Origin of the sequence: Psychrosphaera sp. B3R10, assembly GCF_018861025.1 — a bacterium.
GTDB lineage: Bacteria > Pseudomonadota > Gammaproteobacteria > Enterobacterales > Alteromonadaceae > Psychrosphaera > Psychrosphaera algicola.
Map to the genome: position 1 here is coordinate 77,833 of NZ_JAHKQH010000023.1, position 22,438 is coordinate 100,270.

At 40.5% G+C, this 22,438-nt stretch carries 19 protein-coding genes; 18 read left to right on the forward strand and 1 reads right to left on the reverse strand.

The annotated features are described in order from the left end of the window. Window positions 1-34 precede the first annotated feature (34 nt). A complete protein-coding gene (locus KO525_RS07785; RefSeq protein WP_215963227.1) occupies window positions 35-1,918 on the forward strand; it encodes an EAL domain-containing protein in 1,884 nt (627 codons plus the stop codon). On the opposite strand, the gene KO525_RS07790 is transcribed toward KO525_RS07785, so the two are convergent. Then, complete coding sequence (locus KO525_RS07790; protein ID WP_215963228.1) at window positions 1,845-2,783, reverse strand: 1-aminocyclopropane-1-carboxylate deaminase/D-cysteine desulfhydrase; 939 nt, start codon at window positions 2,781-2,783, stop codon at window positions 1,845-1,847. The genes KO525_RS07785 and KO525_RS07790 overlap by 74 nt on opposite strands. A gap of 71 nt (window positions 2,784-2,854) precedes the next feature. Between KO525_RS07790 and KO525_RS07795 the strand changes: the two genes are divergently transcribed. From KO525_RS07795 to KO525_RS07875, 17 genes are all read left to right on the forward strand, one after another. Further along, on the forward strand, window positions 2,855-3,811 hold the full coding sequence (locus tag KO525_RS07795; RefSeq protein WP_215963229.1) for a hypothetical protein: 957 nt from the start codon (window positions 2,855-2,857) through the stop codon (window positions 3,809-3,811). After that, a complete protein-coding gene (locus KO525_RS07800; RefSeq protein ID WP_215963230.1) occupies window positions 3,808-4,419 on the forward strand; it encodes a PilN domain-containing protein in 612 nt (203 codons plus the stop codon). Before KO525_RS07795 ends, KO525_RS07800 begins: the two co-directional genes overlap by 4 nt. Then, the gene (gspM, locus tag KO525_RS07805; protein WP_215963231.1) at window positions 4,419-5,078 is read left to right on the forward strand and encodes a type II secretion system protein GspM; all 660 of its coding nucleotides are present in this window, start codon (window positions 4,419-4,421) and stop codon (window positions 5,076-5,078) included. Before KO525_RS07800 ends, gspM begins: the two co-directional genes overlap by 1 nt. A gap of 7 nt (window positions 5,079-5,085) precedes the next feature. After that, a complete protein-coding gene (locus tag KO525_RS07810; protein WP_215963232.1) occupies window positions 5,086-5,394 on the forward strand; it encodes a hypothetical protein in 309 nt (102 codons plus the stop codon). After that, window positions 5,387-7,066, forward strand: a complete 1,680-nt coding sequence (gene mshL / locus KO525_RS07815; RefSeq protein WP_215963233.1) for a pilus (MSHA type) biogenesis protein MshL — start codon at window positions 5,387-5,389, stop codon at window positions 7,064-7,066. Before KO525_RS07810 ends, mshL begins: the two co-directional genes overlap by 8 nt. A 2-nt stretch (window positions 7,067-7,068) precedes the next feature. Next, window positions 7,069-7,983, forward strand: a complete 915-nt coding sequence (locus KO525_RS07820; RefSeq protein ID WP_215963234.1) for an ExeA family protein — start codon at window positions 7,069-7,071, stop codon at window positions 7,981-7,983. Continuing rightward, complete coding sequence (locus tag KO525_RS07825; protein WP_215963235.1) at window positions 7,983-9,227, forward strand: lipopolysaccharide assembly protein LapB; 1,245 nt, start codon at window positions 7,983-7,985, stop codon at window positions 9,225-9,227. Before KO525_RS07820 ends, KO525_RS07825 begins: the two co-directional genes overlap by 1 nt. 3 nt (window positions 9,228-9,230) lie before the next feature. Then, complete coding sequence (locus KO525_RS07830; protein WP_215963236.1) at window positions 9,231-10,958, forward strand: GspE/PulE family protein; 1,728 nt, start codon at window positions 9,231-9,233, stop codon at window positions 10,956-10,958. Window positions 10,959-10,973: 15 nt separating this feature from the next. Further along, entirely contained in the window at window positions 10,974-12,191 is a 1,218-nt protein-coding gene (locus KO525_RS07835) for a type II secretion system F family protein (protein ID WP_215963237.1), read from the forward strand. Between the two features lie 3 nt (window positions 12,192-12,194). After that, window positions 12,195-12,716, forward strand: a complete 522-nt coding sequence (locus tag KO525_RS07840; protein ID WP_215963238.1) for a hypothetical protein — start codon at window positions 12,195-12,197, stop codon at window positions 12,714-12,716. A gap of 101 nt (window positions 12,717-12,817) precedes the next feature. Next, window positions 12,818-13,378 (forward strand): prepilin-type N-terminal cleavage/methylation domain-containing protein, encoded by a 561-nt coding sequence (locus KO525_RS07845; RefSeq protein WP_215963239.1) that lies wholly within the window; start codon window positions 12,818-12,820, stop codon window positions 13,376-13,378. Window positions 13,379-13,402: 24 nt separating this feature from the next. Next, the gene (locus KO525_RS19870; RefSeq protein WP_215963240.1) at window positions 13,403-13,918 is read left to right on the forward strand and encodes a prepilin-type N-terminal cleavage/methylation domain-containing protein; all 516 of its coding nucleotides are present in this window, start codon (window positions 13,403-13,405) and stop codon (window positions 13,916-13,918) included. Window positions 13,919-13,964: 46 nt separating this feature from the next. Then, window positions 13,965-14,462: a prepilin-type N-terminal cleavage/methylation domain-containing protein gene (locus tag KO525_RS07855; RefSeq protein ID WP_215963241.1), complete on the forward strand. Its 498-nt coding sequence runs from the start codon at window positions 13,965-13,967 to the stop codon at window positions 14,460-14,462. Further along, window positions 14,449-15,039, forward strand: a complete 591-nt coding sequence (locus KO525_RS07860; protein WP_368668256.1) for a prepilin-type N-terminal cleavage/methylation domain-containing protein — start codon at window positions 14,449-14,451, stop codon at window positions 15,037-15,039. Before KO525_RS07855 ends, KO525_RS07860 begins: the two co-directional genes overlap by 14 nt. Continuing rightward, entirely contained in the window at window positions 15,039-15,872 is an 834-nt protein-coding gene (locus KO525_RS07865) for a type II secretion system protein (RefSeq protein WP_215963242.1), read from the forward strand. Before KO525_RS07860 ends, KO525_RS07865 begins: the two co-directional genes overlap by 1 nt. Beyond that, window positions 15,862-16,362, forward strand: coding sequence for an MSHA biogenesis protein MshP (locus tag KO525_RS07870; protein ID WP_215963243.1), 501 nt, complete (start codon window positions 15,862-15,864; stop codon window positions 16,360-16,362). Before KO525_RS07865 ends, KO525_RS07870 begins: the two co-directional genes overlap by 11 nt. A gap of 14 nt (window positions 16,363-16,376) precedes the next feature. Beyond that, window positions 16,377-22,301: a DUF6701 domain-containing protein gene (locus KO525_RS07875; protein ID WP_215963244.1), complete on the forward strand. Its 5,925-nt coding sequence runs from the start codon at window positions 16,377-16,379 to the stop codon at window positions 22,299-22,301. Window positions 22,302-22,438: the final 137 nt, after the last annotated feature.

Consider the following 22,438-nt stretch of genomic DNA (forward strand, 5'->3'; position numbering starts at 1 on the left):
TGAATGGCATAATAAAAATAATTAGCGCAGGGATATGCAACTTTCACGGACTATTTATCGAAGCTTAATGCGTTCAGCTATCGTATTAGTATTCTCGATATTTTTGTTATTCAATATTGTCATTATCGTTGACGGTGAGTCCGATCTTGCTGAGCAAGTGCAAGCTCAAAGTACCTTTTTAGCTAACCTAACACCTTCCGAAATTAAATCTGCTCCCGCTCTGTTTGACACGATATTAGCTTGGCGTTTAACCGACGATTATGGCGAAGTTCTCGCTACAAAATCGGTGGATTTTAGTTGGTATCCAGAAAATATAGAGTTCGAATCCGATTACGGCACCATTTATTTATCTCACGAATCACTCCTCGCAGCTATTTTATTTGAGTTGGCACTCGCTAACTCCGTTCTGCTTGTTCTATTAATGATTAACTTGGCGAGCAGCCATAGAAACGTTTATGGCGCGTGGCATGTATTTATGCAACTGGAAGCTTGGGCGAATCGATACACTAAAAGTGGCGACTTTCGTTTTTTTGTTAAAAATACGGATTACAATTTAGTAAATACCGTACGAACCTTACATCAAAATAAACAAGACGCTCAGCAAGGTGGCAATAAAGTTGATCATTCAATAAGAAGCCAAACCTTTTTGGATAACGCGACTGGTTTAGGTAATCGGCTTTATTTTGAACAAAGATTAGAGTCATTATTACAGCAAGAAGATGAAGCATATGGAGCTGTGTTAATTGTGCAATTTGGCGCACTCGACGACTTCGAAGATGACGAAGGTGAGTTTGATTTACTGCTATCTCAATACTCCGGAATTTTGAAACAATACGTGGATGACACTCAGCAAAGTCTGGTATCGCGTATTAGTCACTCAGATTTTGCAATTCTATTGCCATTTGTTGATATTAAAGAAGTTGAACGTGTCGCCATGAATATTCTACGAATGGGACAAAAAATAGAACTGCCTGAAAAGTATGATAAAAATGCAATCTGTCATATTGGAGCGGATTTGTTCACCGTGCGAGATTCCTCGTTTCAAATTTTGGCAGAAGCCGACATGGCTTTGCGCGCAGCTCAGCTACATGGTCCATCAGGCTGGTTTGTGTATGAAACGGATTCGCTGCCACAGTCCGATGTTAAGGGCTCTGTGCGGTGGCGTACCGCTATCGAAAATGCAATTACAAACAATAAATTTAAATTGTACTTTCAACCTGTTTCCGATTATGACAGGCATGTTCATCACTTCGAGGTGTTTGTCCGCATGGAGGATGACAAACAAGGGTTGATTAATGCACAGGTATTTTTACCTATGGCTCGTAAGAGTGGTTTGATCCCTGAAGTCGACAAGCAAATGTTAACCTTGTTAATTGAAACGTTAAAAACCGACGTAACTCATATGATCTCGGTGAATATTCACATTGATAGTTGGTTAAATAGAAAATTTGTAAATTGGCTAATATCGTTTGTTAAAGCTAATCGTAACGTAATTGACCATATAATATTTGAAATTTCTGAGTTTGAGTTGGCTCAAAATGCTAAAAAGCTAACCACAATATTTGCCGCATTAAATCGTTACAATGCCAGAATTATGGTCGATCAAGTGGGGCTATACGTTCTTGATACAAGCTACGTAAATTACATTAAGTTGGATTATGTCAAATTGCACCAGAGCATTGTCAATAACATACATGACCGCCCAGAAAATCAAATGTTTATACGGAGTTTGCTTGCAATTACCAATCAAAAATCCTTAACAATGTTTGCTGTAGGCGTAGAAAAACATGAAGAAATTAGAGTGTTACAGCGTTTAGGGATTTCTGGGATCCAGGGTCACTATGTTAGTTCGCCGTTGCTTCAATTACCGAAATCCAATCAGATGCTGAAATTTTCTGGCGATAAATTAAACCACTAATCCCTTGTAATCCTCCGGTATGAATCACCAAAATTTTCTCGTCATCTGGAATATTTAGATACTCTCGATGTAAACAAAGGTTAAACAATAGTTTTCCTGTATAAATAGGTTCGACAGGAATACCTGTTTGTGTAAAAAAATCGAGACAAAATTCCGCAAGTTCTGGGGTTACTTTTCCGTATTTACCACTTATTGGGTTGTATTTGAGCGTCAATCGATTGCCATATTTCTTGGTTAAATTAGTTATTAAAGTGTCGTCTCTAACAACTGCTACGCCAATACCGTTATGGGGTAAGTTGTCCATTAAACCACTGACGGTACCGCCGGAACCTACGGCTACAGCAAATCGGTCGAATTCACATTGCTGGCTAATTTCATCCGCCAGTTCTTTTAAGCCTGCGCCAGCGGCTTCATTGCTGCCGCCTTCAGGAACAAATAGATAATCTGGGTATTGCACCTTTAAAGACGTTATGAAGCCGGGGTCGTTGCGTAAACGGTATTCTTCTCGCGTCAACTTGATTAGTGTCATACCGCGATCTTTTGCTAAACGCAAAGTTGGGTTTTTGCTATCAATCTGATCTGTTCGAATAAAGCCAATGGTCGGAAAATCGGCCTGGTGGCCGAGAGCAGAGAGCGCCGCAATATGATTAGAAAAAGCGCCCCCAAAGCTCGCAATCCCTGCAAAATTGGCATTTTGTGCTAGATTTAAGTTGTATTTCAACTTTCGCCATTTGTTGCCAGAAACAAGGGGGTGAATTAAATCATCACGTTTGACCAAAAAAGTAAGTTTTTTTTTGTCGCTCCGTTGATAAGATACTTGTTGTACAGGAGTAACCGGTTGAAAATTAAAAAAATCAGTATTCATAGATGATTAGTGTTGAAGTTGAATAGCGTAACAGGATACATTACAAGGCTATGATGGAGTAACAAAAATAAATGAAATCAATGCTTCCAGCCTTTTTGCAAAAGTTGTTAAATCGTAAATCGAATGGCCTACATGTTGGGATTGCCATCCATAAAGAAGTTGTGCGCGTTGTTATGTTAGAACAAGGCGAAAAAGGAATGCTATTAAATACGCATTTTGATGTTGCTTACTCGTCTGAAGATCAACTACCAAATGTTCTAGAAACCATTATAAAAGAAAATGATATCGTCTCTGGGTCAATCTCCATCGTATTACCGAGTCATCGTTCTCAAAGTACCCAGATAGAAATTACTGAGTTGCCTGAGCAAGATATTCAAGAAGCATTGCCCTGGAAGCTTAAAGATTTAATTTCGATTCCGCCTCTTGATATGGTGTGTGACTATATAGATATGCCGCTGCAACCTTTTGGGCAAACACCAAAAGCACAAATAATTGCAACATCGCGAAGCTACCTACAAAAAATATTAGAGCCATTTCATGATGCTGGCGCGAATGTCCTAGAAATATTCACTGAACAATTTGCGGTAGCAAAGTTGCAAAGAAGTGAAAATACAGCGCAGTTAGTTTTTTTACAGCACGCTAAAAGTGATGCCATTATTTTAATATTAAAAAACCAACAAATTTGTTTTGCTCGTAAAATTCGTGGTGCAGAAGCACTCAATACAATGACGCCAGAGCAAATTCAGATGGGCGGCACAGATAATGTGGCAGTTGAAATTCAACGTTCTATTGATTATTACGAAGGTCAGCTAAAGCAGCCCCCGATTAAAAATGTATTTATAGCGATCGACAGCGCCAATATTCAAGCCATTGTCGATGCATTAGATTTAAGTTTACCGGTTAAAAGTAAACCCTTTTCATTTGATGAAATAGCTAATGATTTACAACTGAGTCTTAAGTTTATCCCGGCATTAGGTGCTGCAATGTCGACCGTAGTCGAACGTCATGAAGAGGACGTTTCAGAATGAAGATAACGATTAATCTATACCAAGATTCGCTTAGACCACAAAAAAATTATTTTACGTTAACCAATGTGCTTATTGCCAGTGCGGCATCACTTTTGATTATGCTGAGTTGGGCCGGTTCTATTTATTTGAAGAATTTAGATGTGATAACTGCGGCAGATAAAGTGAATATGGAATTAGGTTATGTTGAGCAGGAACTTGCCAATTACCAGCAAGCATTAATCAAGCATAATGATTCCGCAACATTTACGTCACAAAAAATAAAATTTGAGCGCGAATACCAAGTTAAGAATATTTTGTTAAGCAAAATAATGCACAAACAATCCGGTAAGGGTGTCAATTTTTATCACGTTATGAAAGATTTAACGGAACATCATGATCACGAAATTTGGTTAACAGATTTTATGTTTAATGAAAATGACGTGGTATTTAACGGATTCACCACGCATTCAAATGCTGTTACACGTTGGCTGACATTTTTACAAACTACAGAATCATTTAAAGATAGAGAATTTAGTCATTTAAGGATTGCGGCAGTTGATGAACAGGTGTTGGGGTTTGAGGCTGCAACGTCAGCTGGGCTAATAACTCCTGAAGAAGGGCGTGAATAATGTCGAAATGGCAAGAGTACAGTGACAAGTTTTTAGAACTTTCTCAGCGTGAAAAAATAATCATTTCAGGGTGTGGCGTATTTTTAACGGCTTATTTGGTTTTTATATTGCTGATCGAATCTCAAGTGGCTGTACTGAATAAAAGTCAAAGTGCTCTGTTAAAACATAACGCAAGTTTAGCTAATGTTCGGGCGCAGATTGAAGAAGTTAAACAAGCGCTAAAAAACGATCCTAACGACCAAGTAAAAAAAGATATTGAACGACTAAAAGCGCAACTTGATGACGTTAATCGCAAGCTAGATAAAACTTTGGTCGATTATGTAGCACCGAAAGAAATGGCAAAGGAACTTACAAGTTTGTTAAGTACCTCTAGTGATGTTCGAATAATTGGTGTAACGATTTTAGCACCTGAAAAAATTGATATTGATGTAAAAGATATAGAACAATCTGACGCCTTACCTGAATATTATCGACATGGGTTTGAAGTTGTTGTTTCTGGTGAGTATTTCAACCTAATGAATCTTGTTAAAAAAATATTGTCTCAGAACAATAAGTTCTCAGTCACTAATCTCGACTATCATGTAACGACCCATCCAACGGCGGACATGACATTATCCTTGGTAACCGTGAGCGACAGTAAAAATGTTATTCGATTATAAGAAATATTTGGTCATCATAATTATCAGTATTTTTCCAAACACTGTGTTTTCTGACACAGTGCATGATCCCACTGCACCAAAGATATTTGGTAACGTGGATTCTGCAGGTACATTTAATCGCGCGGCCGCAGCAGTTGACGAAGAGTTGACCTTGCAGGGAATTGTAAATAAAAAAGACACCCGTATGGCTATTATTAGTGGCCAATTGCACCGCGTCGGTGAAATGGTTAATGGGTATAAAATCAGCCAAGTTAATAACAATAACGTGGTTTTGACAAAATCAGGGTCACAAAAAAGACTATATGTTTATGAATAATATTATGCCGAAATTTAATGTAATTTTATCAGTGGCGATAGCGACTAGTTTGTTAGCTAGTTGTAGTTTAACGCCTACACCTGAAAGATCAGAAGAAGTTCATGAAGTTTTTGACGAAACTAAAAATGCGCCTTTAGTGATCCCAGACTCAGTTAATGCTGATCTTATGGCATCAAACTCAAATTCGGTTGAAATGGCTGTCATAGAAGAGCGTTTTAACGTTTCAGCAAACAACGTCCCCGTTAAACCATTTTTGCAAGGTTTAGTCGAAGACTCACCGTACAGTGTGGCTTTTCATTCAGGGGTTGAAGCAAATGTGAGTCTTGATTTAAAAGACGTCACAATAAATGAAGTAATGAACGTATTAACAAGTCTTTATCCACTTGACGTTCAATATCACGGCAAAGTAATCCAAATTTTTCCAGCCAAAATTAAAACAGAAACATTAGCAATAAATTACCTAATGCTTAAACGTTTTGGCATGACCTCTACAAGTATTAATTCCGGCGGCATTGTTCAACAAAATGGTCAAAATGGCCAAAACGGTCAAAGCAGTCAGAGCGGCCAAAATTTTGGTAGTAGCAATAGCAATAGTAATCAAGGAAGCACACAATCTGGCTCGAGTAGCATGAATAACATGGGACAAAGTGCGGGCTCGAACATTCAAACTACGTCAGAGAGCGATTTTTGGCAAGAGCTTGAAGACACTTTGAAAATGATTATGAGTGCAAGTAGCGATGACGACAACGCCGTTGTTATTAGTCCTCAATCGGGTTTGATTACCGTCCGTGGTTTTCCATCTGAAATCATGGCAGTGAAAAATTTTGTGAAGCTTTCCGAAGAAAGTTTAACTCGGCAAGTTGTGCTAGAAGCCAAAATAGTAGAAGTCGCATTAGATGATAACTATAAGCAAGGTATTAACTGGCAAAATGTTTTAGCGGATAAAAATGGGACTGATTTTGCGTTTAATACGTCTTCAAGTGGTTCATTTGGTGATGAAATCTCTGCGGCATTAGGTGGAGTTACAAGCTTAACCATTAACAATGTCGACTTTGGCGGTGTTGTGAGTTTGCTTAAAACTCAAGGTAATGTGCAAGTTCTATCGTCACCGCGTGTTACGGCGACAAATAATCAAAAAGCGGTTATTAAAGTGGGTGAGGACGAGTATTTCGTAACTGACGTTTCAAATACAACCGTTACTGGTACTGCGACGTCAAGTACACCAGAAATTAACTTAGAACCATTCTTCTCGGGAATTGCGCTGGATGTAACGCCACAAATTAGTGAACAGGGTGACGTGATATTGCATGTGCATCCGTCAGTAACAGAAATTGCTGAACAGCAAAAGGTCGTCACGCTTAATGAAGAGCAATATGTGTTGCCATTAGCAAAAAGTAACATTCGTGAATCAGATACGGTAATTCGGGCCAAAAGCGGTGAAATTGTTGTTATCGGTGGCCTGATGCAATCGGCTAAAACAGATGAAGAGTCTCGAGTACCATTTTTAGGTGCCATACCATTTTTAGGTAATTTGTTTAAATCGAAACAAGATTCAGAACGTAAGAAAGAGTTGGTCATTTTAATCAGACCAACGGTTGTTGGAACCGGTACATGGAAGGAACAAATGCAACGCAGTGCGGATGTGCTGAATCGTTGGTATGGTGACAAATAAACATGTATTTGTACCACTTTGGGATGCGAGAACTGCCGTTTTCGCTTACCCCTAATACAAATTTTTATTTTGGCCTCCCGAGCCATAATGAAGCAATGCAAGTTTTGATGACCGCATTAAAGACTGGCGAAGGCTTTATCAAAGTGACGGGCGAAGTAGGAACGGGTAAAACGTTGCTTTGTAGAAAACTTCTTAATGAAATGCCAGATGCATTTGAAGTTGCCTACCTACCAAACCCATGTCTCTCACCTGAAGAAATCCGTTATGCATTTGCAAGCGAGTTGGGGATTAAAGGGCTAACCCGAATTAACCAACAACAATTAAGTCAGAAGATTCAATTGAAACTGGTTGAGTTAAATCAGCAAGGGAAGGGAGTTGTGCTTGTTATTGATGAGGCACAAACCATCCCGTGGGAAAGTTTTGAAGCTTTGAGGTTGTTTACCAATCTGGAAACTGAGTCAAGAAAACTAGTGCAGGTCGTTTTGTTTGGCCAACCGGAACTTGATGAGATGTTGGCGTCTGAACGTTTAAGACAACTTCGTCAGAGAATTACTTTTTCATATAAATTACGCAGTTTAAATATCGATGAAATGAACGCTTATGTAAAGCATCGGATGGTTATGGCTGGTTATCAAGGGGCGAATGTTTTCACACCGAATGCCCTGAAAGCCGTATTCAAATACAGTACAGGTGTACCAAGATTGGCCAATATTATTTGTCATAAGGCACTAATGTTAACTTATGGTGAAGGGGATCATAGCGTCGACAAAAAGCATATTGTTGCCGCCGCAAATGATACTGACGGCGTTATTAAATCGTCGAGACGAAATGTCTGGTTGTTGGTATTTAGCGTTTTACTGTCGTGCATTGCAGCAGTTGCGATTTGGCAAGCGCCATATTTGCAAGGAGCAAATTGATGAGTGTAATTAATAAGATGTTAAAAGATTTAGATCAGCGCCAATCTGAGGCACCTGATGAAAATCAATCCAATATAAACCGAAACTATGTGCCAGTTGTAAAATCAAAAACGAATTGGTTGCTAGTGGTCATGTGCTTAATTTTGGTTGCTTTAGTGGTCATCGGTTGGAAGTTAAGTTTTTCAAATAATGAAAGCCAACCAGCATCAAATAACTATCCTGCGACTGGAGTGTCTCAAAACGAGCAATCTAGTCTTAAAATAACTGCTCTCAAAGCCCCAGTTAAAAGCGAACAATTGAACGCTCAAAGCGAAGTTAACCGCGTGCAAAGTAGCCTTGCATTAGATTCAGAACAAAGAAGTAAAGCTGAGACTGAACTTAGCAATCAATTGTCGAATCTTGCGCAAGAGCAAGAACTTATGGAAACCAAAGTTTCCAACCCTATAACATCAAATCAAGCGGCAACTGAACAAGAACCTGCACCGGTTAAAAAGCTTGCGTCAGCCGAGGCTAAGGTTGTTGAGAATAACCGAAAAGAACAACTACCTGAGACAACCTCCGTGGCTTCAATTCGTCAGGATAGTGCGCAAGCAAGTGAACAGTCAAACGCAGTAGACGAACCTTCAAACATAAACGAATCTAGCTTTGTCATAGAGCGTACAAATGTGTCGTTAACACCTGAACAGCGTGTCGAGAAGCTACTTGTTTCGGCTAAAAAGTCATTTGATAAAGGTTATATCAGCGAAGGTATTACACAGCTTGAACAGCTATTGAAGATGTCTGACGGACACATAGAAGCTCGTAGTTTGTTAGCTGGTGCTTGGTATGGTCGAGGTGAATCTAACCGTGCTATTTCTATTCTTAACAATGGCTTACAACGCTACCCCAATATCGAATTGTGGCGCTTAACGGCAGCAAAGATCTTCTTTAAAGAAAATAACGCTGCGGGAGCTTTGTCGTATCTTGATGTACAAATAAACGATGCGTCTATTGAGTTTTTAACAATGAAAGGCAGTCTCGGGCGTCAACTACAGCAGTTTGATAAAGCCGAGCAGGCGTATTTACAACTTATCGAATTACAGCCTAAAAAAGGCAACTGGTGGTTAGGGCTAGCCATAGCGCAAGACAGTCAAGGTAAGTTTGAACAAGCGTTAGAAAGTTATACAACACTATTGCAGTTAGGCGGCGTATCAAAAGATTCGATGACCTTCGCCAAACAACGCAGCACGGAATTGAAGGGTTAAATCATGGCAGCTCCAAAACTCAAAAAACGACTAGGTGATTTACTTGTCGATGAAGACATAATCACCGAAACGCAATTGATGTCGGCCTTATCGGCGCAAAAAGAGACTGGCCGTAAGTTAGGTACCGTACTAATTGAGTCGGGGATTATCAGTGAAGAGCAGTTGCTACGCTTTTTGGCGCAACAGCTAAACCTGCCGTTCCTAAATATATCTGATGTTCAAATTGATGAGAAACTCGCTAGTGAATTATCCGAAGTTCATGCTAGACGACTTCGCGCTATTATTTTAGAAAGTTCGGACCAACATATCACTGTAGGTATGTCTGACCCAGCGGATTTAGCGGCAATCGAGCAACTAGATAGTTTGATTGGTGAAAAACGATTAGAAATAGTCGTGGTAAGAGAAAGCCAAATTTTAGCGGCATTTGACGGCCTATATCGCCGAACAAAAGAAATTGAACAATTTGCGCATCAGCTTCAGGCAGAATACGAGGAAAGTGCTGATTTTGACTTCGCCACAATCGATGGTGATGGCGAAGGCGATACTGTAGTTGCGAAACTTTTACGGTCTCTGTTTGAGGATGCTGTTCAAGTTAGAGCGTCGGATATACATATCGAACCTGATAAAAATTGCCTTCGAATTAGAACTCGTGTTGATGGTATTTTACAAGAAAGCATACTCGGTGAAGTTAATATTGCGCCGGCACTGGTACTTCGTTTGAAGTTGGTGGCTGGCTTGGATATTTCAGAAAAACGTATACCGCAGGATGGTCGTTTTCATATCAAAGTAAAAGGCCACGAGATCGACGTTCGTATTTCAACGATGCCTATCCAACACGGTGAATCGGTTGTTATGCGTTTATTGGATCAAAGTGCGGGTTTGTTGACGTTAGAAACCACAGGTATGCCAGCGAAAATTTTGGCAAAAGTGAGAAAGCTAGTAAAAAGTCCCAACGGTATGTTTTTAGTCACGGGACCAACGGGTTCTGGTAAAACAACAACGTTATATGGTTGCTTAAGTGAATTAAATACCTCGTCTAGTAAGATTATTACGGTTGAAGATCCGGTGGAATATCAGTTACCTCGGATTAACCAAGTACAAATTAATACTAAAATTGACCTGTCATTTTCTCGAGTGCTAAGAACCGCGTTACGTCAAGATCCAGATGTCATAATGGTTGGTGAAATACGAGACCAAGAAACCGCTGAAATTGGCTTGCGGGCTGCATTAACCGGTCACATGGTTTTATCTACACTCCATACTAATGATGCGATATCAACCGCGCTGCGATTGATTGATATGGGGGCGGCTCCTTATTTGGTGGCAAGTTCGCTGCGTGCGGTATTGGCTCAACGATTAATTAGAAGAATATGCAACGCCTGTAAAGTGGAATATAAACCAGAGCCACAGGAAATTATTTGGGTATCCAATATTGCTAAACAAGATAAAAACAATGTTGTTTTTCATCATGGTAAAGGCTGTCAAACGTGTAATGGTACAGGCTACAAAGGGCGTATCGGTGTATATGAGTTGCTGGAAATGACTAATGAAGATTTGATTGGCGCGTTAAGAAATGGCGATACGGAGTTATTTTCGTCAATAGCGAAGTCAATGCCAGGTTATCAAACACTTGGGCAAGCGACATTAGAATATGCTGAACAAGGTATCACAACGATAAAAGAAGTCCTTCGGATTTCTGATGTTGTTTCCGATACTGTGACGTATAACTAAAGGGTGCTGAAGTAGATGCCGTTTTTTCTTTATCAAGCTCGGGATGCAAAGGGTAAACTGACCAAAGGTCAGGTCGAAGCCCCTAATGAAAGTGCTGCGGCTGAAGTCTTGGTAGCACGGCAGGAGATCCCACTAAAAATTACGTTAACAGATGAAGCGGGTTCACAAGTAGATTTTCTTGAGGGAATTTTAAACCGGATTAATACTCAGCATTTGGTGGTGTTTTCTCGGCAAATGTATTCGTTGACTAAAGCTGGTATTCCAATGATCAGAGCGATTGTTGGTTTAGCTGATAGTTCGCAAAACCCTGTATTGAAAAAGACATTACGAGATATCGCACAGCAACTTGAACGCGGAAGATCATTATCCGCAGCATTTTCAAGTCATCACAAAGTATTCCCTAGGTTAGCTGTCAGTATTGTTCATGTGGGGGAAAATACGGGTCGTTTGGAAGAGGCATTTTTACAGTTAGCTGAATATTTTGAACGAGATGAAGAAACTCGAAAACGCATTAAATCGGCGATGAATTATCCGACAACCGTTCTGATTGTTATCTGTATTGCAATGGTTGTTCTAAATATGTTGGTTATACCGCAGTTCGCAGAGATGTTTTTAAAACTGGGATCAGATCTACCGTTTACCACCAAGTTATTGATGAGCTCGTCCAGCTTTTTTGTAAATTATTGGCAATTGTTGTTAGTGGCTGTTGTGTCAGCGATATTGGGCTTTAGAGCTTACAAAGACACAGAAAAAGGTAAATTAAATTGGGATAGAATTAAATTAAAAATCCCATTTGTTGGCTCAATTATTGAAAGGAGTTTACTAGGTCGTTATGCCCGTAGCTTTTCAATGATTTTAAACTCAGGTGTGCCTATGACTACGGGGTTAACTTTAGTCGCCGAGGCTGTTGATAATAAGTATATGGAAAAACGAATTATCGAAATGAGAAAAAATATTGAACGTGGTGATTCATTGTTAAGGTCTTCTGTCGCGAGCGAGTTGTTTTCACCGCTTGTGTTGCAAATGGTTGCAGTTGGTGAAGAAACCGGCCGAGTGGACGAATTGCTTAAAGAAGCCGCTGATTATTATGAACGCGAAGTCGATTTCGATTTAAAGAGTTTAACCGCCAAAATAGAACCCGTATTGATCTCATTTGTAGCGGTAATGGTCGGTGTATTAGCGCTTGGTATATTTACCCCAATGTGGGATATGATGGGTGCGTTTAAAGGATAGTTAATGTTTCGACAACAATACACGGACAACGATGCAATTACTGGGCATACGCTCACCAAGTTTGTTGTTTCGGCGGTATTGGTGTCGGGTTTAGTTTTTGGCGGATTAAAGGCATTTAATTTAATCATCAGTGATACTGAATTGTTAACGTTAGAGTTAAAACAAGAGCGGCTGGAAAGAGCCTTAGCTTATATCCATCAACAGTGGAACCAACGTGGACAACCGCGACAACTAACGCTCAAGTTTCAATTTAGCACTGGAGAACTCTATAACTGGGTGGTGAATGTTAATAAATTTGGGTGGCCTGTGGTTATTGGCGACTCTAAAGGTGATGTAGTAAAAAATTTAGATTGTGACAACATTTGGCGATTTTTAGTGTTGGAACAAACAAATGAACCGGTAGATTTAGACGGAGTGCAAGTTTTGCAATCTCGAAATAAATGCCAATTTGAAAAGAAATTAAGCAAACAACGATTATGGAAAGTCGAATACAACACTGAAAACGGACGTTTGCTCAATAATTGATTATTATTTGAAAAATAAACGTAAAATTCGCAGTTTTATAGTTTTCAAACACGTCTTTTTTTATATAGACTAAAATTATCGTGATTAGAGGTTAATTAAAAATGAAAAAACAACAAGGCTTTACCATAATTGAATTGATTATTGTAATAGTAATCATTGGTTTACTAGGCGCAAATGCACTGCCTCGTTTCTTAGGGGCGACAGATGACGCAAAAGATGCATCTGTAGAGGGGGTTGCAGGTGGATTTGCAAGTGCCGTTGGACTTGTTCGTGCCGAGTGGGAGCTAGCTGGTCGTCCAAGTGGCGATACAAATGTTGTATATGACACCGTATCAATTGATGTTAATGATTTGGGTTATCCGGTAGCAACTGCTAATGTTACTACACAGGGTGATGATTTAACGGTCGCGAATTGCATTCAAGTATTTAATGCAATTTTACAACAGCCACCTACACACATTGCTTTGGGTAGTAGCTATTCAAGTGAGCGTTATCTTGTTAACGCAGGGAGTGCAACCACTCAAGATTGTATTTTTGCATTAGCAAATGGTACAGGTATCGAGTCTGGTGACACTGTTGCAGCAAGTCATTTTACAGCAACTGGTGTTCAGGGTTTTTATTATGACGCAGACGCTGGTCAAATTAGTATTTTTGAAAATTAGGCAATAAAAGGTTAGGAATTAAAGATGAAAAATAAAGCAAACCAAGCTGGTTTTACGTTAATTGAGTTAATCATAGTCATTGTGATTTTAGGTATTTTAGCGGTTACAGCTTCGCCTAAATTTTTAGACATTCAAGGTGATGCGCGTAAATCGACATTACAAGGAATGGCGGGATCATTAAAAGGTGCAGTAAATATAGTTTATTCTAAAGCTCTTGTAGCTGGCGAAGCGATTGCAAAAGACCAAACATTAACGAGTAATACTGCTATTACCGTTGATTTTGGTTATCCACAAGCGGACGCAGCGACAATTAAAGCTATGCTTGATTTAGCCAGTACCGATTGGGAAGTTGGTGTTACATCAGCAGCAGCCACCAATACAACGTTGCGTATTTACCCAGTTGGTCAGTATGACGGCCTTGCAACAGGCGAAGATACGTTGATCACTACTAATACGGACCTTGGGTGCTACGTTCAGTATGTAATGACAGAAACAGCAACAAGCGTACCTGCTATCACAGTAGTTGATACGGACTGTTAATTGTCTATCAATTGACTAAAGCGTTAAAACCAGTAAGTAGAAAAACATGACAACACAAAGAGGTTTTACTCTCGTTGAACTCGTGATTGTCATTGTTGTCTTAGCAATACTCGCGGTATCTGTGATACCGCGTCTTACCTCCATATCGGGTTATGAACAAACGGCTCAGCGCGATGAAACCATTGGTTTGCTGCGCAATGTTCAACAACGAGCAATGCAAAATACCCAATCAAATTATCCGACTTGCCACCGCGTACTATTTTTGGCGACCGAGTTAGGTTTGGCGGCACAACAAATTGGTGGTGAATGTGATACTGGCTTAGCTTCAAGTTCTGGTGCTATTGACGACTTTAATCTCGTTAGTGGGCTTGAAAGTTACACGGCTCTCAATGCGGGGGGCGACAGTATTTCGTCGTTAGATTTTAATTCAATGGGAGTGCCTAGCGTTAATACGGGGAGTTGTGCGCCAGGAGGTTGCCGCATTAATTTTGGGGCCGATGCTGTTTGTATTGAATCGGAAGGATATATACGTGTTTGCCCGTAAACTCAGATTAGCTGACTCGATGGTAAGTTCCAAGCTGAACTCGGCTAAAGGCTTTACACTTATCGAGCTAATTATAGGCATAGTACTACTCGCTTATGCCTTAGTTTTTTTGACTTCCGCGTTATTCCCACAGGCAAAAAAAAGCACAGACCCATGGTTTCAAGTGCGCTCTGCAGAACTTGCACAATCTTTTGTTAATGAAATTTTGGCCCGACGGTTTGATGAAAACTCACCGCTTTCTGGAAACGATCCAAGGTGTGACGAAGCAGGCGGCACGGCTTGTATCTCAGATTTACCCGATTGCTCGTTACCCTATGTGTGGACTGAAGAGAGTAGCCGATTATCCTACGATGATGTAGACGATTTTCATTGCTTTAGTGCATCGGGTGATGAGATTACCAATATAAAGAATGTAAAGCTAGTAGACGTTTATAAGCAATTTACAGTTTTGGTAGAAGTTCGATATGCGGGACTTGATATTGGACTTGCCGCACGTGAAGCAAAAAAAATTGTGGTGACAGTTACACCTCCCTCCGGTGGTCCAATTCAATATGCTGCTTATAAGGCCAATTATTAATGATTGGGCCTAAGTGGGTTACGGCAAAACAAAAAAATATTAGTGGATTTACACTAATCGAACTTGTTGCCGTAATTGTAATTTTGGGGATTCTCGGTACCGCTACGGCAAAATTTTTGGTGTTTGGCACACAGGTATACGTAGACTCTACAACTCGACAAAGTACCTTAAGTCAGGCTCGGTTTGTGGTAGAACGTTTAACCAGAGAAATACGAGATTCAATACCAAACAGCATTAGGATTACGGCAGATAAGCGATGTGTGGAATTTATACCTATTAAAGCATCTGGTACCTATCGAACGGATTTTGATGCGGTATCACCTGCGTCATTTGCGCCACAAAGTGGTTCTAAAGCTGACGTGATTAGCTTTAATGGTGAGTATGACTCCGGTGACCGATTTTATATATATGGATTAAAAGCCAATCACCTTTACCGCGATACTGATCGATATAGTGTTATAGATAATGTGACAGGGACAGCGCCTGAGCTCACAGTGGAATTTACAGAGAGTGACTCGTTTGCCCAGAAATCTCCTATTGAACGTTATTATACTGCGGATCATTCCGTTATTTATTGCATAAACAATAGTAATTTATATCGATTAAAAATTAATACAATACGTGCTGGTCAGCGCGATTATTATACTGTGAGTTTGTTAGGCGTTTTAATGGCAGAGGGTATTACTAATTCTCTTCCTGGAGAAGCTCCATTTAATTATAGTTCAGGAGTTTTGTATAGAAACTCTGTTTTTAATCTATACTTAGAATTTGCTGCAAACCAAAACGAAAATATGTTTTTTAACCAAGAGGTGCATATTCCTAATGTACCCTAATCGTAGTGTTAATATGTTTACCCAAAAGTTTGGCTTAGCAGGTAAGCAACTCGGCAGTTCTTTGATAATTGCGGTGTTTATCATCGTTGTAATGTCACTTTTAGCGGCATCATTGAGCCGCAATATTTCGTCAAGCAGTGCGCAAGTAAATAACGAGGTTTTAGGCACAAGAGCACTATTTGCAGCGGAGTCTGGAAATGAAAAAGCGCTCGCTCAAATATTTCCAACGGCAACGGGAGCTGTTTCAAGTTGCGTAGCAAGTCAGCAAATGTATTTAACGACGATTGGATTTGGTCAATGTACAGTGATTTCGACCTGTACTACCCAAATTTCCGGCGGCGTCAGCTATTATTATATATCTAGTACGGGGGCCTGTAAGGCAGGTATGTCTGGAAATAATAGTTCTCCAAATAGTACCGATGCACTATGTTTGTCGAGTGATAAAGTATGCGTCAGCAGAACCGTAGATGTTGAAGCTAAAGCGTTTTAATACGGCGAGGTAGTATGTTGAAAATTGTCAGAATCGTATGTGCTTTAATGTTATCTTTAGTGTCGTTAGACGCTATGGCCGGTCGCGCCGTAAACTCAGTTAAACTCAATGGGCAGACGACATTAACTGTTACCGCAGGCGATACGGTTACGGTTGACGTTAATGTTACGACGAATAACAACTGGTTTGGCAACCAATGGCAGTCGTCAATTTTCACCTTAAATGGTTCATCTTATTGCGTTGATACTGCGGACGTCGGCAGTAATGAAAATGCGACGCGTAGCTTTAATTTTACCGCACCATCCGCGGCTGGAACCTATAATATAACTGTTTCAGCACATCGATATAGTAACTGTTCTTGGGGATTTTGGTCCTTAAATGGCAGTATAACTGCGAGTGCAGTTCTGATCGTCGAAGCTGGTAACCAGCCTCCATCGGACATAACACTGAGTAATGATCAGGTGTATGTCGGCAATGCGACAACATCGGCCAATATTGGATCATTCACGAGTACAGACGCCGATAGTATCGCGTCGTTTGTATACAGTTTTGTCGATGCAGGTACTGCAACTGATGCAGGTAGTTGTAGTTCTAGTTCAGATAATAGTCGTTTTAATCTCATAGGGGCTTATTTACAAGTGGGCTCCGCACCTCTAGCAGTTGGTAATTACAATATTTGTGTTCAAAGCTCGGATACCTCTGGCGCAACCTATAAAGAACAATTTACTATCCAGTCAACTAACCAAGCCCCATCGGCGATTAGCATTAATAATAGCACTGTGTCTAAGTCAGGCGCAGTAAGTGGCGCCCCTGTTGGAACGTTTAATTCTACCGATCCGGATAATTCTACACCTTATACTTATACATTAGTCGGAACATCGCAGTCGACTACTGCAGGTTCGTGCAGTACTTCAAATGGAAATAGTGAATTTACTATAAGTGGCGGTGCTTTAATTCTAGCCACAAATCCAGCTGTGGGAAATTATCAAATTTGTGTTCAAAGCAAAGACAACTATGGGGCGTCCTTTAAACAGAATTTAACCATATCTATTACTAATTTGCCGCCAACAGCAATTTCAATTAGCAATTCGAGTGTCGCAAAACCCGACGTTGCTGTGAATTCAACAATCGGCACTTTATCGGTCACAGATAATGATGGTGGTACGCCTGTAACGTACGCTTTAGTAAATGCCACTGCGTCAACCACGTCAGGGACATGTGCAACAGCGAGCGGTAATAGCCAGTTTTCAATAAATGGCACCGAATTACGTTTTGCCCAAAACTCAGTCGCGGGAACGTACGCAGCTTGTGTCAAAGCAACGGACTCTTATGGTGCTTCTTTTAAACAGGTTTTGAATATATCAGTCACTAATGAAACTCCAACAGATATTAGTCTAGATAACTCGACAATCGAAGTCGGGAATACTGGTGTTGGTGCGACCGTAGGGTTATTGACGACAACAGATGCAGATACTAACGATTCATTCACATATTCTCTTATTTCTAGTGGCGCTTCTACTAATGGCGGTTCCTGTTCAGCTAGCAGCGGTAATAGTTATTTCCAAATCGACAATGATGGTCTCGAAACCCAATATAATCTAACTTCAGGTGACTACGTTGTTTGTGTCCAAACGCAGGACATTGCAGGCAAAAAATTTAAAAAGTCATTTACGATTACGGTAGACGAAACTATTACAGCGACTTATTTAGACAAGTTTGATACCCAAAGTTACGGTAACAATGACGGCGATCTACCATGGGCTAGTGATTGGATTGAAAGCGGAGACGATGGGGATGACGAATTAGGAGACATTTTAATTACCGGCAACCAACTATTGGTGAGTAATAACAGCAACAGTATTCGTCGTGCTGTTGACTTAAGCAGTTATGGAACAGCAACCATTAGTTTTGACTTTCGTTTAGAGGATACTGTGGGCGGTGGCGAATCATTTGATTTGGATATCTCTCATAACGGCAGTACTTGGACAACTTTAAAATCGTTTTCAGATGATGACGCAGACGGGTCATTTAGTATAAATATTGATGACTATTTAACTGCAGATACTCAAGTGCGCATTAATACCCAGTCAAATATGGAAAGTACCGATCATTTTTATATCAACAACTTTGCGATAAATGCATCCGGCACACCTGTTGTTCCAGAACATTCCTATTTGGATCTTTTTAATACTGCTGCATATAACAATAATGACGGGCAATTAAATTGGGCAACCGACTGGGAAGAAACCGGGGACGACAATGATGCTACGGACGGTAACATTCAGATTATAGGGTCTGAGTTATTGGTATCAAATGCAAATACGTCTATTACCCGTACATTAGATTTAACCAATGCTGAAACGGCAGTATTGAGTTTTGACTATCGACTAGAAGACACAGTGGAAACTGGCGAGTCCTTTGATTTAGAAGTCTCTACCGATGGAATAATTTGGACATTACTTAAAGCATTTAATTCGTCAACTCCAGGTGGCAGTTATAGCGTTGACTTAAACGATTATAGAGAAATTAAAACGGAACTAAGAATAAGCACCAAAGCGATTATGGAGCCGACAGATAAGTTTTATATCGATACTTTTGCAGTGGATGTCACAGTCAAAGTCGATGCGTGTTACAACGTGTGGCCCAACCCGGTAAATAAATCTTCGACCAGTTATTTTAATATTACTCAGGATATGGAAAATGCGACGGATAATTTTTCTGTCGAGTTACCTGTGCTTACAACCTCTTTACCAACCGGGACATTGGTTTACGACAATTTTGAAGTTAATGGTTCAACAGTAGACTTTACCGGAACTGACCCAGTAATTATTTATGCTAACAATGTCACAATTACCGGCGGTGCATTAAATTTAGATTCACCAAACCCACTTATTATTGTCGCTTTAAATAACCTCGATTTAACGGGTAGCGTCATCCAGGGGGCGATATATACAAAAGACCCATTAGCGGCGATTACTGGAACAGCGATATTTGGCGCGATCACCGGCACAGAAAATATAAATTACATCTATGATAATTCCGATGACACGGTAAACAATCTGTTTTACGACCCATATTATTTCGAGGAAGCTAGCTTAAATGAAGAGTGCGAAATTTTGCCTCAAAGCTGCCCTGATACAACGAGCTATACTGAGATTTTCAGTGATGACTTTAGTACCACAAACGATAATTGGCAGGCGATAACATTCGATAAATCAGGGGCAAACGCAGTTAGCCTTTGGCCAGGTGAAACTATCTATTCATCAAGTAACGAAGAACAAGATGTTTTATTTAATATTAGCGGCGGAAAAATTAACATCGCCGGTGGGGTATCGTCTGGCGGCGACAACGAATATGGCGTGATCTTACATGATGTTAGTAACGAAGGGTTTGATCCAACCTCTATTGATAGCTATACAGTTGAAGCTTCACTCACATCAAATTCAAGTGGCACCACCAATAACGACGCGGGCTTAGTATTTGGATATGAAGACCATGATAATTTTTATTTAATCAGATGGACTAAATTTGCACAGGGGTATGCGACGGATACGACTTTCCCTGGTACCCATCGTTCACTTGATTTGCTCAAAGTCGTTGATGGTGTGACGACAATTTTGACGGCAGATTCTTTTTACGATGTTGATGACATTGATATAAAGGTAACGGTAAATGCAGCTGGAATTTCTATTTGTGTCAATGGCATTTCCACGTTGTTTGCAGCAGCCGAACGTCCGGTGTTAGGCGATGTCGGTTTCTTTTCTTACGACAACGATGTTGGCGTGAGTTTTGATGATTTTGTAGTTAAATGTCTAGATTGTGAAGCCAATGTAATCGACCATTACCGTATTGAACACGATGGCAATGGTTTAACGTGTTTAGCCGATACGGTGAAAGTTAAAGCCTGTAAAGACGCAAGTTGCAGTGAGCTTGTCGTTACAGATGTTATCGGTAATATTATTTCTTCAGGCACGCAAGGCACAACAGGCCTTTCATTTGATAATGGGGTGCAGCAACTCAATTTGACGCAAACCAATTCTGGAACGATAAGTTTGTCACTCAGTGGAATGTCACCGGCAGCCACTAATGAAATGCAATGTTTAAATACCAGTGATTCTACAGCGAGCTGTAATATGGTGTTTGCTGACTCTGGGTATCTAGTTTCTATCCCCGATTTTGTAGCGGGTTCGATAACGTATGCCCAGTCTAACGGCGGCACATTGGCAAGCGTACAAGCGATAAAGGCGGATGACGCAGGGACAACTTGTGTTCCGGCCTATACCGGCAATCAATCTGTAAATGTGTCATTTAATTATGTTTCGCCAAACACAGGGACTCAAGCATTAGGGTTCTCCACTGACGACAGCAGTTACACCCCGCTTACAGCCGGTGTGGCGTCAAATAGTACATTAAACTTTAGCAATGCTAATGCGACCGCCGAATTTTATTTGGCTTATCCGGATGCTGGGCAGTTAAACCTAACATTTACCGATCCGAATGGTGTTCTTGTTGCTGGAAGTGTTGCAACGGGGAACGATTCATTTGTGGTTCGCCCGGCTGAATTACAGATAAAGATGCAAGACAGCAGTGGAACTGATCTCGCTGGTGGTACTTATATGGCTGGGCGGCCATTTAATTTGGCCATTCAAGCGGTGAACCTTGATGGTACGATTACGCCTAATTATCAAGCATCTGCACTGGAAATTAATCCACTTATGTTAGGACCAAGTGTGTCTTCTGGCGCCAATCCAAGTCCTTTCTTCTATGGCAGTTTGGTCTCTACAACAGCAGGAAACTCTGATAATTGGACAGGCATTTCGACAACATTCAGTAATGGTGTTTACTCAAGTAATGTTGCTTCCTTTGATGAGGTTGGTGAGTTTACGTTAAATGCCCGAGACACCTATTTTGGGACTGAAATATCAGCGGCATCGACGGTATCAGCAGGACGCTTTACCCCAGCGTATTTCTCGATTATAGAAACCGAAGCTGGTGATATTGGTGACACTCATACTGCGGGTACAAACGAATTTTCATATATTGGCGAGACGTTAAGTTATGCCACGAATCCGACTTATCAAGTCGTCGCTAGAAGCTACAAAGATGTCACTGTCTTGAATTACGACGGCGGTTACAATCAATTTTCAGGGGCAAACGAGTTTGACTTAACCCTTAGGAAATACACTGACAACGCTACCTCTGGGTTATTTGATGGCGGTTCCTTAAATGCTATTACCGTAACTGACGCAACAGATTGGGATGGCGTCTTTGAATTTTCTCTTGATGATTCGTTTAGCTTTGACAAAACGGCGACTCCAATAAACAAGTTTGATGTTGATTTAGCACTCGAGTTACTGGCCAGTGATTTGACGGATGCAGACGGTATTGGATATGACTCCGATGGCAGTGCAAATGGTATTGCGTATGAAGATTATGATGTGGCAAATATCATAGGGGCCGAAGTCCGCTACGGAAGGGTGAAAACAGAAAACAATTATGGCCCTGAAACCGAAGGATTAGATTGGACTGCAACCGTTGAAGAATATGATGAAAGTACAGGGTGGACAACAAACCTGGATGATATCGAAACCATATTTTTAGAGACGTTTGTCACCATCGATGGTTTAAATGACTTTGATGTCGAAACGGCTTCAACTCAATATACGTTGGACGATTCGACTGGTAAAACATATATTGTTGGCCATTCGGGCGTAAGCTCAGTAACGCCTAATTTGGGTGAAGTTATTTTGTCATTCGCGGCACCAGGTGATGGGTTAGTAGGCGGGATTAATATTGGCATAGATTTAAGTACCGACTTGCCTTGGTTGCAGTTCGATTGGGACGGTGATGGTACATTAGATACAAGTGTTCCTACAACGTCCGTTGTATTTGGACGATACCGTGGAAATGACCGAATTATCTATCGTCGAGAACGATAATTACAGTAGACTTGTTATTTATAGAAAAAAAAGGCCGATTTAGGTCTTTTTTTTATAGTTTTATCGTAATTGCCCGAATCCCCGCTTGCTCAGATACAGCGGGTTAGGTAAAGTTACCCGTTGTTTAAAAAATTCAA